Origin of the sequence: Acinetobacter corruptisaponis (assembly GCF_030053775.1) — a bacterium.
GTDB lineage: Bacteria > Pseudomonadota > Gammaproteobacteria > Pseudomonadales > Moraxellaceae > Acinetobacter > Acinetobacter corruptisaponis.
In genome coordinates, this window is the sequence record NZ_CP125669.1 from 2,927,693 (window position 1) to 2,945,264 (window position 17,572).

Consider the following 17,572-nt stretch of genomic DNA (forward strand, 5'->3'; position numbering starts at 1 on the left):
TGGAGATGTAAAAATGGCTAAACGCTTTAGTCCAGAATTTAAACAACAAGCAATTGATTATGCACTTTCAAACTCGCACGAATCTGTGGCTGCTATCGCCCAGAAATTAGGTGTGGGTTATTCAACATTAGATAAATGGATTCGTGAGACCAACCCCACTGGTTCCAGCAAAAGACAGCTCTCGCCAGAACAACAGCGTATTCTCGATTTAGAAAAAGAAGTCAAACAACTCAGGGAAGCTAATGATATTTTAAAAAAGGCGCATGTGTACTTCCTGACAGATCATGCCAAGAAAAGTACACGGTAATCCAAGGCCTAGCTGTGACTGAAATTACGGTTTCTTCTGCCTGTAAATGCCTAGGTGTCAGCACTTCGGGCTACTATGCTTGGCGAAAGAGACAGACTTACGTCAATCAGAAGTACACTGATTTAAAAGCTGTATATTGGCAACACCATGCTCGCTTAGGAGCACCTTCATTGGTGCACGACATGCATGATTTAGGTTACTGCATGAGTGAACGTACAGTTGGAAGGATGCTGAAAAAGCTCAGTTTACGCAGCAAGATTGCACGTAAATATAAGCATACGACTGATTCAAATCATCGTTTGCCGACGGCACCGAATTTATTAGATCGCCAGTTTACAGTCACTCTGCCAAATAAAGTTTGGACAACAGACATCACCTATATCCGAACCAAAGAAGGTTGGCTGTATTTATGTGTGATGCTAGATTTATTTAGTCGTCGTATTATAGGTTGGCAAACCAGCCATCGGATAGATCGTCAATTGGTATATGATGCATTTAATTATGCAATGGCACGTCAGGGATATCCAACAGGTGTCATGGTGCATTCGGACCAAGGCTCACAGTACTGTAGTCGTGATTTTAGAGCACTATTATTGGCGAATCACTGTATTCAAAGCATGTCACGTAGGGGGAATTGTTGGGATAATGCGGTGACTGAAAGCTTCTTTCATACATTGAAAGGTCATGTGATACATGGCAGTGTATTTGCCACTCGAAAAGAAGCCAATGCTATCTTGTTTGAATATATTGAAGTTTACTACAATCGAATCAGACGACATTCTGCAAACGGCTGGTTAAGTCCTGAAGCCTTTGAACATAAATATTTTAAGAATTTAGAGGGATATGCTGTCCACGATACTGTCTAGGATCAAACAGATGGTAGGCATATTCATCCATATCCTTTAACTTTTGCTCATTTAAACCTTTGTCACCCTCCCTCAGCATTGCATTTAGGTCGCCACTGTAAATGTAATAGCGTAAGGGATCATCTTTAGGAATGACTTGCCACTGTTTGCTGATCGCTACAAAAGCATTGCAGTTCACATTTTCATAACAACGTCTGACTTGGGGAGCAGAAGATGGATCATTGATCAGTGCCATCACTTGATTCATATCCGCATGACTTAAACTGGCAAACGACATGCAGCCTGCCACAGCAGTGTATTGCAGCAATGTCTTGATTGAATGATTCATTTTTTATTCCTTATTTTTATTATTTCTGACTACGATCAATATAATGAAGCACGGCTAAACCTTTCACAAAAATCAGAAAGTCAGCATCATTACGGGCTTTTTCTTTAAAGGTAAAAGCACCTGCTTCCAGAATTTGGTAGGCACGATCTTTCTGCGGTGGAGCAAAGTCACGGTTTAGACCATCACCGTCATTGTCTTCAATAAAACTTCTCAGGGTATAACCATCCAGTTTGTAGTTCTTGGGAATCACTTGCCATTCTTTAGACAGGGCAAAAAAAGCGTTGCAGTTGACGTTGCCTTTACAACGGGTCACTTTAGGTGCACTGGCGGGATTGTTATAGAACTGGGTCATGCTTTTTGCATCGGCATGGCTGAGGCTGGTGAAAGACATGCAGGCAGCAACAGCACTGCATTGTAGAAACGCTTTGATTCGATTGTTCATTAAATTGTGATCCTGATTATTGTTGTTTATTACTTTTTTAGAAGGCACAGAACAAACTGATTTGCAGAATTTAGGCACAGCAACGCAGCAATGACTGAACATCATTGAAAGGGCAATGCAAACCTGATTCACATCAAAAAAGCTGTGCTGATATCGATTTAGTCTGTCAGATGAGCAACGTTATAAGGCAACGTGCCATGACAGATAGGCAAGGGCGGGGAATGCTTAGAAATATAAAAAACAGTCATGATTGACTCCTTAGGTATTTAAGAAGTTCTACCGCATTACTGTCAAATAATGGTGGCAGAACGAAAAGGGGTTGACAGACTGAACCTAAGAATCAGCACACCCGAAGGTGTCCCCCTCCCGTTCTACCGCAGAGGGAGCACGAGTACTCACACCAAAAGATGGGATCTTTTAGTGTACTTAGGATACGGTCTGTCAAAACCGACTGACGATGTAGGTCAGCAAGCCCATCATAATCATAACGATTTCATAGGTCAATTCGATTTGTCCTGCTGTTTTGTACAACTCAGTAAAAAATGAACAGGCATACGATTCCAAATTATTTCAAATACATATTACTGAAATGAAGCAACGCCAAGAGGCATCAAAATGATGTCTACAGCAGCGTTTTAAACACTCATTTCTTAAATGTTGGAGAAATTCCATGTCGTATTTGGATACAGAAGAAGAATCGTATAGCCCTCGCTTTCGAGAACCCCAACCCCTGCAACTCAGCCTTGCCAGCGCACCGACGACATTGGCAATGCTGGGCATGAACCTCGCCAAGTCGATGGGCTTTTCACCAATGCTTGGTGGTGTGGCAGGCGCAGCTTTGGGTGGTGTGATTCTGGTATTAGCAGATCAAACCCGATCTAGCATCAGCACACATAAATACTGAACAAGACATCATTCAAATCAGAATAAAGGACACATCTTATGGCACATTTAGTTGAAACAATGGCATTCGTTGGACAAACTCCGTGGCATGGGCTCGGTAATCAACTTACACCTAATCAACCACTGGAAGTCTGGGCAGAGCAGGCAGGCATGGATTGGCGGATTGAATCCTCCGATGTCAGCTACATGGCACAAAACCATCGAGGACAAAACATCATTATGCCCTTTGAAGAACAACGGGTACTTTACCGCTCAGACACCCATGCACCGTTATCGGTAGTGAGCCAGCGCTTTCAGGAAGTCCAGCCGAGGGAAATATTACATTTCTATCGTGACCTGACCGAGCAATCAGGCTTTGAACTGGAAACAGCAGGGGTACTTAAAGGCGGTAAGAAATTCTGGGCACTGGCACGGACAGGGCAAAGCGCAGCCTTAAAAGGAAAAGATGTCAGTAATGGCTATATTCTTTTAGCAACCGCTTGTGATGGCACATTGGCAACGACAGCCCAGTTCACCAGTATCCGAGTAGTGTGTAACAACACTTTGGCAATCGCTTTACGTGGACAGCAAGGTAATTCAGGTGTGGTCAAGGTTCCACACAGTACCCGATTCGATGCGGAACGGGTCAAACGGCAACTGGGGATTTCAGTTCGTGCATGGGATGAACACATGTATGAAATGAAGCAGCTTAGTCAGCGCAAGGTGACGCAGCAGGAAGCGGCAGCTTACTTTGATGCGGTATTTAACAATACCAATCTCAGTATGGCGGAACAGGATGAAAGTATTATTCAGTACTACCGCAATTCAGCCATGCCGAATCAAATAAACCCATCCAAAGCCGACAATAAAACTGAACCGAATGGACGAGCAATGTCAAAAGTCATGACCATGTTTAACGGACATGGACGTGGGGCAGAACTGAGTTCCGCTAAAGATACGGCGTATGGTTTGCTATGCAGCATCACCGAGTTTTGTGACCATGAACGTCGAGCCATGAGTATCGACCATCGACTAGATTCAGCTTGGTTTGGTGCAGGTGCAGCCATTAAACAACGAGGTGTGGAACAGGCATTAAGAATGGTGTCTTAATAAACCATTTCATTATTCAGTTTTATTTAAGAAAACTATCTTATTTTAACCATCAGGTAAAACCTGAACCGCAGAACCCTTTCGCCACGTCTCCCCCGACGTGGCTTTTTTTATGCCCGAAATTCAGCTTTTACACTTTTATCGATACAGGAATATTTCTAATGAATAGTCATACTCAAATTCAAAACACCTTAAACAATCCACCGTTACAGCCGTATTCACCCAACCTGAATCCAACCACTCAAAACTCATCGACTCAACAGGTTGAAGTCGGAACTCGAACCAAACGAGACCGACCGAATACGCAGCCACGAAAAACCAAAACACCTGTAGCAAAACGACTTGCCAACACCAAACAGATGAATTACCAGCAATGGCTGGAAGTCAGAAAGCAGGGCATTGGCAGTAGTGATGCGGCTACTGCTTGCGGACTCAATCCCTATATGTCGATGCTGGAACTGTGGATGATCAAGACAGGGCGGATGCAACAAAATATCGAGGATGAAAGCGTAGGCTATGCACCGTTGTACTGGGGCAAGCAGCTAGAACCGTTGGTGGCTGAATACTACAGCATGCACACCAATAATAAGGTACGTCGAGTCAATGCAGTGTTACAACACCCCGATGAAGACAAACACTTTATGTTGGCAAATCTGGATTATGCCGTAGTCGGTAATGACGAGGTGCAGATTCTGGAATGTAAAACCGTAGGGGAATATGGCGCAAAACTATGGCGAGATGGCGTGCCTTTATATGTGCTGTGTCAGGTGCAGCATCAATTGGCAGTAACAGGAAAGCAGGCAGCACATATTTGTGCCTTGATCTGTGGGCATGAAACCAAAATCTTTAAGGTCACACGTAATGAAACAGTGATCAAATATCTCATCAATGCGGAACGCTATTTCTGGGAATGTGTGGAAAACGATATCCCGCCTGATGTGGATGCTTCTGAATCAGCAGCCAAAGCCTTACAACTGTTATATCCAGCGCATGTACCACTCAGTACAACTGATTTATCTGAAGATACAAAAGCCAATCAAGACTTTGAGCAATTGTTAAAACAACGTCATTTGATTGAACAGCATCAAGCCAGCTTTGACCAGCTTAAGCATCAAATCCAAGCCAAGATGCAGGATGCAGAACGAGCGACTTTTAAAACAGGGTCTGTTACTTGGAAGAAATCCAAGGATTCAGTCGGTCTGGACAGTAAAGCCTTGTTGCAACAGCATCCTGAGTTCCTGCAACAGTTCCCACAGAACAAGCAGGGCACACGGCGTTTTCAGATTTATGCGGATGATGATCAGTCTAAATAAATTAGCCTAAGCCGAATCCACAAACATTCCCACAAAAATCCATCCAACCCATCAAATCCCCAATTCATCAAAAAAGCGCAAAACAGCCCCCGCTCCCCATAAGCACGTTGAGGAAACGTACCTATAGAGAGCAAATGGACTGCCTTGCGAGATTTATATGCATTTCAAAAAATGACTGCTTCTTACTCATATCAAAGGGGCATGAGTCAAAAATTACCAAAGAGGAATTTAATATGATTAAAGGTTTAGCAATCACACCACCTGTACTCGGTCGTATCAGCATCGGTAAGATTGTGGAAAAGAATGGCAAACGACTGCCTGAAAAGGATGACCAGTTCACCATTACCAGTCAAATCCAAAATAAAGATGGTTGGGTGAAGCATCCACTTGATGAACAGCTCAGAGCCAAAGCACCGAATCAAAAACTACGCTCTATTCCTGTACGGATGATCTTCAATGATCCTGAGTTGAACCTACGGGCAGAATACAGCTTATTTGACCGACAAACAGGGCGTTTAATCTGCTCAGGCAATGGAGAAACTTGTCAGCGACTCGGACAGAACGGCATTGAACAACATCCATGCCCATCCCCTGATTTATGTCCATTGGCACAGGGCGGACTATGTAAGCCTTATGGCAGACTATATGTAAACTTGGATGAATCAGATGAGTTCGGTACATTTATCTTTAGGACTACTGGCTTTAATAGTATTCGTACCTTGGCTGCACGGCTTCGTTATTATCATGCCGCTTCAGGTGACCTCCTTTCATGCTTGCCTTTGCAACTTACTTTACGAGGCAAAAGCACCACGCAAAGTTATCGTACTCCGATCTATTACGTGGATTTAACTTTACGTGATGGGATCAACCTGCAAGAGGCAATTACATCAGCCAAGCAGATTGATGAAGTGAGTAAGGCAGCAGGGTTTTATCAGGAGGCATTGGATCATGTGGCACGGCAGGGCTATGGCAATGCCAGCTTTGAGGTGGGTGGTGAAGAGGGTTTGGATATTGTTGAGGAGTTTTATAGTGATCAGCAAAATGCTGTTGAGGTGAGGTCTGATGTCGTATCAGCAGCATCGATTGCTCAAGCGGTCAATGATGCCACGGAGATAAAACAGAGTCTGAGACAAAGTGTAAGGGCTGTAAATTAGCCCAAACCAATTGGCAGAAAAATACAGAACTCGGTTTTGTAATGAGTACCAAGCTAATAATATCAATGAGATAAAATAAGAGAATTATAGTTCTCTTATTTTTTTGATTAATTACAAGTTATTATACTTGCCAGCGACATATATAGTCGTACCTATCCAAGGGTGCCTAGCTTTGTACTTTGGTAGGGGATTAAAATATAAAATAGTATATATCTTTATTTTTTTGTGTAGTACATGACTTTTCATTCGTCTTAGATGTGCTAACGTAATAAACTATTGAACATTAAGTATAAAACCACAGCGGTTGACCATTGATCGAGGATAAAGAATGAACTCATTGGAACAAAAGTTTCTAAATGACTTAGATGATAAGCTCTGGAAAGCCGCTGATAAATTACGTAGCAGCTTAGATGCTGCCAACTACAAGCATATTGTGCTTGGATTAATTTTCCTAAAATATGTATCAGATGCTTTTGATGAACGGCAATCTGAACTCAAGGATTTATTTGCTCAAGCGGATGATCACAACATCTATTACATGCCTCGTGATCAATACGACACAGAAGAAGAATATCAACAAGCAATCGCTGATGAATTAGAAATTATTGATTATTATCAAGAAAAAAATGTGTTTTGGGTGCCCAAAGCAGCACGTTGGGCAACATTACAAAATACAGCCGCTTTAGCCATTGGCTCGATTATTTGGCAAGATGAACATGGGCAAGATGTCAAACTACGTTCTATATCTTGGTTGGTCGATAATGCTTTTGATGAAATTGAGAAAGCTAATCCTAAATTAAAAGGTATTTTGAATCGTATTGGGCAATACCAGCTTGATAATGACAAACTGTTGGATTTGATCAATACATTTTCAGACACAAGTTTCACCAAGCCTGTATACAATGGTGAAAAACTGAGTTTGCACAGTAAAGACATTCTCGGGCACGTCTACGAATATTTTTTAGGACAGTTTGCGTTAGCGGAAGGTAAGCAAGGTGGGCAATATTACACACCTAAAAGTATTGTGACCTTGATTGTGGAAATGCTGCAACCTTATAAAGGTCGTGTTTATGATCCTGCAATGGGTTCGGGTGGTTTCTTCGTTTCCAGTGAAAAGTTCATCGAACAACACGCACAGGAAAAGCATTACAAAGCATCTGAACAGAAAAAGCATATTTCGATTTACGGACAAGAAAGCAATCCAACCACGTGGAAACTTGCTGCCATGAATATGGCAATTCGTGGCATTGATTTTAACTTTGGCAAAAAGAATGCCGATACATTTTTAGATGATCAGCATCCAGACTTACGTGCTGATTTCGTCATGGCAAATCCACCGTTTAATATCAAAGATTGGTGGCATGCTTCACTGGAAAGCGATGTACGTTGGAAATATGGCACACCGCCACAAGGCAATGCCAACTTTGCTTGGATGCAGCACATGCTGCACCATCTATCACCAACGGGCAGTATGGCACTTTTGCTTGCCAATGGTTCGATGAGTTCCAATACCAACAATGAGGGTGAAATCCGTAAAAACCTGATTGAAGCAGATTTGGTCGAATGTATCGTGGCATTGCCAGGTCAACTGTTTACCAATACACAAATCCCTGCCTGTATTTGGTTTTTGACCAAGGACAAAAAGAATGGTTTGTCCTTAGATAAAAAGAAAGCCAATCGTGAGGGCAAGACTTTATTTATTGACGCTCGTAACTTGGGCTATATGAAAGATCGTGTACTGCGTGACTTTACTGATGCAGATATTGCCAAAATTACTAATGCCTTACACGCTTGGCAACAAGGTGAAAATTTTGAAGGTGAAGCTTATCAGGATGAAAAAGGCTTTTGTTTCTCGGCTGAATTGAAAGACATTCAGAAGCATGATTATGTACTGACCCCTGGACGTTATGTAGGTGCAGTCGAGCAGGAAGAGGATGGAGAACCTTTTGCTGAGAAGATGGCACGCTTAACAGGGCAACTGAAACAGCAATTTGCTGAAAGTGCTGTACTGGAAAGTGAAATCAAAAAGAATTTAAAAGGTTTAGGTTATGAGTTCTGATCAACCGTTGCTGCTTGAGATTCAAAAAGGCGAAAGCAAAACGCTAGAGTTTAAACAGCAGTTACCGAAAGGACAGCAGATCGCCAAGACATTAATTGCCTTTGCCAATAGTAGTGGCGGTAAGTTGATTGTTGGAGTCACTGATGATCGGCAGTTGGTTGGGATTCAAGATGATATTTTTGAGTTGCAAGATAAAATCACCTCCATGATTTATGAGTTGTGTGCCCCACAACTTGCCGCACAAATCTATATTGAGAACATAGATGGTGTTGAGCTATTGGTTGTGGAAGTCGCACGAGGTAGTTTATTTCCGTATTACCTTAAACCAGTAGGACGTGAGCAAGGCACGTATATTCGCCTAGGTGCGAGTAACCGTGTAGCATCGCCTGAGCATATTCAACAGCTTGAATTGCAACGGCTGAATATCAGTTTTGATGCCTTAGCCAATTATCAATACCCTTTGGAAAAGCTTGATTTAACAGTTTTGGAAGCAGCGTTCAAAGCTGCTGATAAAACACTGACTTTAGAAAAGATGTTGAATCTGAAACTGGTGATTGAAGAGCAAGGGCAGCGTTATGCCAGTCATGGTTTATTGATCTTACTCGGTCAATATGAGCATGTGATGACCCAATGTGCCCGATTTAAAGGCACAAATATGAGTGTGTTTTTAGACCGTAAAGAATACACAGGTGACTTGTTTTCTCAAATTGAACAAACAGAAATTTTTATTAAAAATCATTTGTCTTTACGTGCTGAAATTCGAGGCTTAAAGCGTTATGACTATTTGGAAATTCCAGAAAATGCCATCCGTGAAGCCTTAGTCAATGCTTATGTGCATCGAGATTACAGCAACTTTGGACGCAATATTAAAGTCGCTGTGTATGATGACTTGGTCAATATCGTTTCCCCAGGTGGATTACCCAATGGTTTAACTGAAGCGGACTTGTTGCAGGGACGTTCAGAGATTCGGAATCGAGTATTGGCTCGTGTGTTTCGAGAGCTAGGTTATATTGAGCATTGGGGCAGTGGTCTGCAACGGATCAAGCAGATGTGTGAAGCAGAGAATTTGCCAACACCTGAATTTTTAGAAACCAATGATTTTTTTGATGTGAAGTTATATCGTCCTGTGATTGAATTTGAGGGTGGTGCAATAGGTGGTGCAATTGATCATTCAAGTGGTGTAATCGAAGATTTAGGTGGTGCAATTGAAGCAAGCCAACTCACCGAACGCCAACAGGAAATTTTAGTTTTAATTCAGCGTAACCCGAAAGTTTCTTATCGTTCTTTGGCTGAGCAACTCGGTATTAATCAATCTGCCTTACAAAAGCATCTGAATCATTTAAAAGATGCAGGCTGGCTTGAGCGTGTGGGGCGAACTCGTGGGTATTGGATGGTTAAGAAAGAATTTGGGGGTGAGCGATGAATTTTGAAAAGTTGCAGGATATTGCCAATGTTATAGACTCATTACATAAAACCCCACAATATTCTGAAACGGGATATTCAATGGTGCGTTGTACTGATGTTAAATATGGGTTTTTAAATTTACAAGGGACATTGAAAGTATCTAAAGATATATTTGATGAGTTCTCAAGACGTTATACACCAAGTTTGAATGATATAGTTATTACGAGGGTTGGGACTTATGGTATAACGGCGTTAGTTCAAGATGTTGAATTCTGTTTAGGGCAAAATACATCTGTAATCATTGCAAAAAATATTAATCCTAAATACTTATATGTAGTACTAAATTCACCGATATTAAAATATCAAATTGAAGCTTCAGTTGTTGGAAGTACGCAGAAAACATTGAGTTTGAAAGCTATCAATAGTTTGGAAATTCCTAGGTTTTCCCCAAAAGTAGAAGATCGAATTGCAAAAATAATCTCAGAGCTTGATGACAAACTTTATCTTAACAACCAAATCAACCAAACTTTAGAATCCATCGCCCAAGCTATTTTTAAAAGTTGGTTTATCGACTTTGAACCTGTGCGTGCCAAAATTGCAGCAAAACAAACAGGGCAAGACCCTGAACGTGCTGCGATGTGTGCGATTAGTGGTAAAAGTGAAGCAGAACTGAAGCAAATGTCTGAGGACGATTTTGCTGAATTACAGGCGACTGCTGCATTGTTTCCTGATGAGTTGGTGGAGAGTGAGTTGGGGGAGGTGCCAAGGGGGTGGGAGTTACAGCAAATTAAGGATATTGCTAAATACTGTACTAATAAAATTTCATTAAAAGATCTAACTCTTGAAAATTATATATCTACAGAAAATATGTTACCTGAAAAAAAAGGGATCGAAAAAGCAAGTTCATTGCCAAAGGCTAATAGTGTTCCAGCGTTTAGGAAAGGGAATATTTTGGTTTCCAATATTCGACCTTATTTTAAGAAAATTTGGCTTTCTTCTTTCGATGGCGGGCATTCTAATGATGTATTGAATTTTGAAGTTATAGAAAATGGCTGTGAAGAATATTTATATAACTTCATTTATCAGGATAATTTTTTTGAGCAAATGATGGCTTCATCAAAAGGTTCAAAGATGCCTAGAGGTGATAAAAAAGCAATTATGGATTTTCAGATTGTTACCTCTTCAGTAACTTTAAGGAAACTATATTCAGAAAAAGTAAGGAAATTTTATTCAAAGCAAAATAGTATAAAAATCGAAAATCAGATTTTAATAAATCTTAGAGATGCTTTATTACCAAAGTTGTTATCGGGTGAGGTTGGATTGATGGAAATAGGTTTTTAGAAGGAGATTACTATGTTATCAGTGTCAGAGCAGTTAGCTTATTCAACAGTTAGAATTGAGTGTGAACTTAAATCTGGTGGTATCTCTACAGGTACAGGTTTTTTCTTTAATTTTCTTGAGGATAAAGTATCTAATACTCATGTTCCTGTTATTATTACTAACAAACATGTAATAAAGGATACATTAAGAGGGCGAATAATTATAACGAAAGCTAATCAAAATGGTGAACCTATTAATACAGAGCATTTCAGTATAATTCTTGAAAACTTTGAAAGTTTTTGGCGATTACACCCTGAAATTGATGTTGATTTATGTGCAATGCCCATAGCTCCTTTGATAAATGAGGCTCAAAGTAAAAATGAAAGATTATTTTATATTCCTTTGACTAAAAATTTACTTCCTACAGAACAACATCGAGAAGAGTTTACGGCACTCGAAGATGTTTTAATGATTGGTTATCCTAATGGTATCTGGGATAGAGTTAATAACATGCCAATTTTTAGAAGAGGTATAACAGCTACGCATCCTATTCTTGATTATAATGGTAAAAAAGAGATTATGATTGATATTGCTGCTTTTCCAGGGTCTAGTGGTTCACCTGTATTAATTTTTAATGAAGGTGGCTATATGGATAAAAAGGGGAATATGTATATGGGAAGTAATAGAATAATTCTTCTTGGGATTTTATATGCAGGCCCTCAAGCAACAACTACAGGTGAAATTATTATGTCACCAAATATTCAAAGACCAATAGCTATTTCACAGATACCAAATAATTTAGGACTTATTATTAAGGCAGAAAGAATTATGGAAATGGAAAAATTGTTTGTATCATGAACCTTTAATTTTTGTGATGAAATTTTCCGAATTTTAAAGGACTAATCATGCCATACCAACCGCCCTATACTTTAACCACACCAATTTTAAATGAAGTTGCTTATATTAGTGAGCAAATCGGGCGGATAACGGCACAAACTCAACAACAGGATTTACGGTTAAGACGAATTAACCGTATTCGCACCATTACAGGTTCACTTGCGATTGAGGGAAACACTTTAGACGAAGCACAAATCACAGCAATTTTAGATGGTAAACGAGTGCTTGCTCCCCCAAGAGAAATACAGGAAGCACATAATGCCTTACAAACTTACGAGCAGTTGCCGAACTGGAAAAGTGATGCTGAACAAGATTTATTACAGGCACATCACACCTTAATGATAGGGCTAATTACCGAAGTCGGACAATATCGACAAGGCGGTGTTGGGGTGATGTCAGGCGAACAAGTGATTCATGTTGCACCACCTGCATCTCAAGTGCCACGTTTAATGAATGATTTATTACATTGGCTGAAACATAGTCCCGACCACCCATTAATTAAAAGCTGTGTATTCCATTATGAATTTGAATTTATTCACCCTTTTGCTGATGGTAATGGGCGTATGGGGCGGTTATGGCAAACGCTGATTTTATCGGAATGGCAACCGATTTTTCGTTATATTCCTGTGGAAAGTCTGATTCATCAACACCAACAACAATATTATCAAGCGATTCAAAACAGTACACAACAAACGGATATTGCCCCATTTATCCAGTTTATGTTATCCATGATTCAACAGGCAGTTCGTCATCAGGTTAGCCCCCAAGTCACCCCTCAAGTCACCCCCCAAGTCGAGGATTTATTACAGTGTATGATTGGGGAAATGAGCCGAGAGCAAATTCAGCAAAAATTAGATTTAAAAGACAGAAAGTCATTTAATAATAGATATTTACAACCTGCATTACAAGTAGGTTTAATAGAAATGACCATTCCAGACAAACCGAATAGCCGTTTGCAACAATATCGTTTAACTGCGCAAGGTAAAATGTTACAGGTACAAGGACTGAACCCATGAACGAAACCCAACTTGAAAACCTATGCCTAGACTGGTTCTCTGAAAATGGCTGGGATGTCGTTCATGGTGTCAATATTGCACCTGACAGTGGCAATCCTTTACGTAAAGACTATAAGCAGGTTCTGATTGAATCAGATTTACAAACTGCTTTTGAACGCTTAAATCCACATTTGCCAGTGAGTTGTTTTGAGCAGGTTTTACAGAAACTCACTAAACCTGAAAGTCTGGATTTAATCACCAATAACCGTGCTTTTCACCGTATGCTTATTGAGGGTGTACCTGTCAGTTACAAAAAAGACGATGATTGGGTGAATGACCATGCGTTTTTGGTCGATTTTAATCATTTGTATCAAAATCGCTTTGTCGCAATCAATCAATTCACCATTCAAGGCACAAAGCAGCCAAGACGACCTGATATCATCTGTTTTATTAATGGTATCCCTTTTGCTGTACTTGAGCTAAAAAGCCCTACCGATGAAAACGCCAATATTTGCGATGCCTTTAACCAGCTACAAACCTACAAAGAAGAAGTTTCTGATCTGTTTGTTTTTAATGAAGCTTTGGTGGTGAGTGACGGCATTACAGCTCGAGTCGGTTCATTGACAGCAAGCCAAGAACGCTTTTTACCGTGGCGTACCATTAAAAATGAAGATGATAAGCCTCAGCTAGAGTGGGAACTGGAAACGGTTATTCGAGGTTTCTTTGATCGTGAGTTATTCCTCGATTACATCCGTTTCTTTGTGCTATTTGAAACTGATGGTGAAAAAACGATTAAGAAAATTGCGGGCTATCACCAGTTCCATGCAGTGCGTGAAGCTATTCAAGCCACCATTGCCGCCGCTAATCCGACTGGTAATAAAAAAGCAGGCGTGGTTTGGCATACTCAAGGTTCAGGTAAAAGTATTTCGATGTGTTGCTATGCAGGTAAACTTTTACAACAACCAGCTATGCAGAATCCTACATTATTGATAGTGACTGATCGTAATGACCTAGATGGACAACTGTTTGAAACCTTTAGTCAGGCACAAGAATTATTAAAACAAATGCCAGTACAAGCCAATAATCGTGATGAACTGAGACAACTGCTTGCTGAACGTGAATCAGGCGGAATTATTTTTACCACGGTACAAAAGTTTGCTTTGCTCGATGGAGAAACTGAGCATCCATTGCTGAATGGTCGGCACAATATTGTGGTGATGTCAGATGAAGCCCACCGTAGCCAATATGGGCTCAAAGCCAAACTGTCTAATGATGGTACTTATAAATTTGGCTATGCCAAGCATATGCGTGATGCTTTAAAGAATGCAGCATTTATTGGCTTTACAGGTACGCCAATTTCCAGTGAAGACAAAGATACCCGAGCCGTTTTTGGTGATTACGTTTCGATTTACGATATTCAAGATGCTGTCAAGGACCGCGCAACCGTGCCGATCTATTATGAATCCCGTTTGGCAAAACTAGATATTAATAAGGCCGAAATCGAGGAACTCTCTGATCAAGTTGATGAAGTGGTTGAAGATGAAGAAGATGTAGGTAGTCGTGAAAAGACCAAAGGGGAATGGAGTCGATTAGAGAAGTTGGTTGGTGCGACCCCGCGCCTGAAACAGGTTGCTGCGGATTTGGTGACGCACTTTGAAGCCCGTACTGAAGCTACGGCAGGCAAAGGTATGATTGTGACCATGAGCCGTGAAATCTGCGTGCATTTGTATAATGAAATTATTGCTCTGCGCCCAGATTGGCATGATGATGACCCGAAAAAAGGAAAAATCAAAATTGTGATGACGGGTTCAGCATCGGATAAGCCATTGCTACAGCCCCATATTTACAATAAGCAAGTGAAGAAAAGCTTAGAGAAACGTTTTAAAGATGTGAATGACCCTTTGCAATTGGTGATTGTACGGGATATGTGGCTGACAGGATTTGATGCACCTTGTACCCATACCATGTATATCGACAAACCAATGAAAGGGCATAACCTGATGCAGGCGATTGCTCGTGTGAACCGTGTCTTTAAAGACAAGCAAGGTGGTTTGGTTGTTGATTATATTGGGATTGCCAATGAGTTAAAGCAGGCATTAAAAACCTATACAGATGCCAAAGGAAAAGGCGAGCCAACTTTACGTGCGGAAGAAGCTTATGCTGTGCTTGCTGAAAAAATGGATGCCATTCGTGGGATGTTTGCCAAGACCAATGACCAAACTGGATTAGACTTAAGTGGTTATGAAACGCAAGCACATCGCTTGATAATTCCAGCAGCCAACTATGTGCTGAGTCTAAAAGATGGCAAAAAACGCTTCTTGGATTTAGTACTTGCAGTCAATAAAGCCTTTTCATTGTGTGGTACGTTGGATGAAGCCAAGACATTGCATAAGGAAATTGCGTTTTATTCAGCCATTAAAGCAGTCATTAGTAAGCATACTTCTGTGGATCGTAAATTATCACAAGCAGAAAAGGATAGTACGCTTAAACAAATTCTGGATAATGCTGTTGTTGCTGATGGTGTGGCAGATGTATTTGCGCTATGTGGTTTAGATAAACCAAATATTGGTTTACTGTCAGATGAATTTTTAGAAGATGTTCGACAAATGCCATATCGTAACTTGGCGGTCGAATTATTAGAAAAATTATTGAATGATGGTATAAAGGCAAAAACTCGTAATAACCTTGTACAAGAAAAGCGTTTCTCTGATCGTTTGCAGGAAACTTTAAGGAAATATAACAACCGTGCGATTGAGACCTCTCAAGTGATTGAGGAGTTAATCCAGATGGCGAAAGAGTTTCAGGCAGATATGGAACGTGAAGCCTCACTGGGTCTGAATCCTGACGAAATCGCTTTTTATGATGCCTTGGCAAATAATGAAAGTGCGGTACGTGAGCTTGGAGACGATACACTGAAGCAGATTGCTCGTGAAATCACTGAGAAATTGCGTAAATCGACAACTGTGGATTGGCAAGTTCGAGATAGTGTACGTGCTCAGCTTAAAATCTTGGTGCGTCGTACTTTACAGCGTTGGAAGTATCCACCTGACAAAGCGGCAGAGGCGATTGAGTTAGTTATGAAGCAGGCTGAAATGTTATCGAATGCTTGGACAAGTTGATATAAGGTTAAGGAGTAGGTTGTTCTGCTCCTTATTAAGGGCTTGGATTGAAAAATGATTTTTGATGTCATTTTAGAATTCATCAGCAACCGATCAAGTCACCGTACATGATACCGATCAAGCTACCGTACAAGCTGGTGATCATGCTCAACGTTAGATTGTGGTTATGGAGTAGAGAGAATATAGTTTGATAGAATTAATGTCTTTACTAGATTTGACTTATCGTCCAACTTTTCAGCAGAATTACCTTAATCCAGCGATATAGGCAGAGCTGATTCAACGTACTATTTTAAACAAGCCAAAAAGTCCAAAGCAAAGATATAGATTGAGTTTATAAGGCTGGGTGACTCAAATTCCACGTAAGTCACTGGGTTGGGTGAAAAATAATCAATTGAAATAAAAATAATAGGTACTTAAAATTGGACAAAATATGGACGTTATTTGCGCCTATTTTACGCCTAAAAATTTAAATTTTTTTGATAAGTTTTTGATTTATTTTATAAAGAAAATTTCACTTGTCCAATCCATCATCGGCGCAACGGAAATACGTGGCTTTAATGACTCAAGTGATTGCATAGAAAGGCTCTCGGATCTGGACAGGCAAGGAAAGGGCAGCATTATACGAGTTTTGTGATCAATTCACCAATCATCACATCCAAACTCTTTATAGTCTTTTGCCTTTATAATAGGGCAATTAGGCAGCCACACCTGAAATCAACAATTGAACAGCAGCATACGCATACTGTTCAAGCATCTTGGGATTTTCGACATCTGAAAGAAAGCGTAGCGCGCCTGCAATGATAATTCCAACCACTGCATGTCCCGTCATTTCGGTATCCAGATTTGCCTTTAGAAAACCTTTCTGGATACCGTTGTTTAAATAATTTGCCACAAACAACCCACCCATATGCAACAAGTTATTGATATGCGCTGTCATTTCTTTATCAATCGAGGTGGCTTCCAGCAGAATCAGGCGAACAGTTTTAGGATTATCTTTGGCAAATTGTTGAAATCTATCCGCAATCCTTTCACATTGAATGATGTAGTCTTCAAGAGTCGACACCGCATCAGGTGCATTTTCTTCGGCTAAAAGTGCAGTAATTTTATATAAGGTATCCAGAATGACCTTATCTAAAATGTCCCGCTTATTTTGAAAATGGCGATAAAAAGTACCGTGCCCAATCCCTAAACGCTTGGCAATGTCAGAAATCGCAGTCTGATGATAACCACGTTCAGAAAATTCAAGAAAAGCCGCTTCAATAATTTCAGCTTGTAATTGCAGACGTTGGCGTTCAGCCCGAGTCAATGGAGTGTGTTCATTCATGGCAAAAGTCTAGCAGAACCCAGTCAGGATTACGATAGTATAGCTGAGTAAT

The 17,572-nt window shown here is 40.5% G+C and carries 14 protein-coding genes and 1 pseudogene; 12 read left to right on the forward strand and 3 right to left on the reverse strand.

Going from position 1 to position 17,572, the window contains the following annotated elements; translation table 11 throughout:
• Positions 1-13: 13 nt before the first annotated feature.
• Positions 14-1,173 (forward strand): IS3 family transposase gene (locus QLH32_RS13920; protein WP_283266669.1). Its coding sequence is split into 2 segments (ribosomal slippage): positions 14-260 and positions 260-1,173, totalling 1,161 coding nucleotides; the frame shifts between segments, so codons are not numbered across the junction.
• Here the strand turns inward: QLH32_RS13920 and QLH32_RS13925 are convergent.
• Positions 1,133-1,501 carry a hypothetical protein gene (locus QLH32_RS13925; protein ID WP_283266670.1) on the reverse strand — a complete coding sequence of 123 codons (369 nt, stop codon included), beginning with the start codon at positions 1,499-1,501 and terminating at the stop codon, positions 1,133-1,135. The two genes, QLH32_RS13920 and QLH32_RS13925, sit on opposite strands and share 41 nt — an antisense overlap.
• Positions 1,502-1,520: 19 nt before the next feature.
• Entirely contained in the window at positions 1,521-1,943 is a 423-nt protein-coding gene (locus QLH32_RS13930) for a hypothetical protein (protein ID WP_283266671.1), read from the reverse strand.
• Between the two features lie 670 nt (positions 1,944-2,613).
• Here QLH32_RS13930 and QLH32_RS13940 point away from each other — a divergent pair.
• The 11 genes and pseudogenes from QLH32_RS13940 to QLH32_RS13990 all read left to right on the forward strand — a co-directional run.
• Positions 2,614-2,847, forward strand: a complete 234-nt coding sequence (locus QLH32_RS13940; RefSeq protein ID WP_087542822.1) for a hypothetical protein — start codon at positions 2,614-2,616, stop codon at positions 2,845-2,847.
• A 38-nt stretch (positions 2,848-2,885) separates the two neighbouring features.
• Complete coding sequence (locus tag QLH32_RS13945) at positions 2,886-3,935, forward strand: DUF932 domain-containing protein (protein ID WP_283266673.1); 1,050 nt, start codon at positions 2,886-2,888, stop codon at positions 3,933-3,935.
• A 161-nt stretch (positions 3,936-4,096) separates the two neighbouring features.
• On the forward strand, positions 4,097-5,248 hold the full coding sequence (locus tag QLH32_RS13950) for a YqaJ viral recombinase family nuclease (protein ID WP_283266675.1): 1,152 nt from the start codon (positions 4,097-4,099) through the stop codon (positions 5,246-5,248).
• 233 nt (positions 5,249-5,481) lie between these two features.
• Positions 5,482-6,402: a recombination directionality factor gene (locus QLH32_RS13955; protein WP_283266677.1), complete on the forward strand. Its 921-nt coding sequence runs from the start codon at positions 5,482-5,484 to the stop codon at positions 6,400-6,402.
• A 328-nt stretch (positions 6,403-6,730) separates the two neighbouring features.
• Complete coding sequence (locus QLH32_RS13960) at positions 6,731-8,461, forward strand: class I SAM-dependent DNA methyltransferase (protein WP_283266679.1); 1,731 nt, start codon at positions 6,731-6,733, stop codon at positions 8,459-8,461.
• On the forward strand, positions 8,451-9,884 hold the full coding sequence (locus QLH32_RS13965; RefSeq protein ID WP_283266680.1) for an AlbA family DNA-binding domain-containing protein: 1,434 nt from the start codon (positions 8,451-8,453) through the stop codon (positions 9,882-9,884). Before QLH32_RS13960 ends, QLH32_RS13965 begins: the two co-directional genes overlap by 11 nt.
• Positions 9,881-11,206, forward strand: a complete 1,326-nt coding sequence (locus QLH32_RS13970) for a restriction endonuclease subunit S (RefSeq protein WP_283266681.1) — start codon at positions 9,881-9,883, stop codon at positions 11,204-11,206. Before QLH32_RS13965 ends, QLH32_RS13970 begins: the two co-directional genes overlap by 4 nt.
• A gap of 12 nt (positions 11,207-11,218) precedes the next feature.
• A complete protein-coding gene (locus QLH32_RS13975) occupies positions 11,219-12,043 on the forward strand; it encodes a S1 family peptidase (RefSeq protein ID WP_283266682.1) in 825 nt (274 codons plus the stop codon).
• A gap of 47 nt (positions 12,044-12,090) precedes the next feature.
• Positions 12,091-13,098, forward strand: coding sequence for a Fic family protein (locus tag QLH32_RS13980; RefSeq protein WP_283266684.1), 1,008 nt, complete (start codon positions 12,091-12,093; stop codon positions 13,096-13,098).
• Positions 13,095-16,196: a type I restriction endonuclease subunit R gene (locus QLH32_RS13985; protein ID WP_283266685.1), complete on the forward strand. Its 3,102-nt coding sequence runs from the start codon at positions 13,095-13,097 to the stop codon at positions 16,194-16,196. The genes QLH32_RS13980 and QLH32_RS13985 overlap by 4 nt, the downstream gene beginning before the upstream one ends.
• 51 nt (positions 16,197-16,247) lie before the next feature.
• A pseudogene (locus QLH32_RS13990) lies at positions 16,248-16,533 on the forward strand (Fic family protein); the annotation flags it as partial.
• 357 nt (positions 16,534-16,890) lie between these two features.
• Here QLH32_RS13990 and QLH32_RS13995 read toward each other — a convergent pair.
• Complete coding sequence (locus QLH32_RS13995; RefSeq protein ID WP_283266686.1) at positions 16,891-17,520, reverse strand: TetR/AcrR family transcriptional regulator; 630 nt, start codon at positions 17,518-17,520, stop codon at positions 16,891-16,893.
• Between the last annotated feature and the right edge of the window lie 52 nt (positions 17,521-17,572).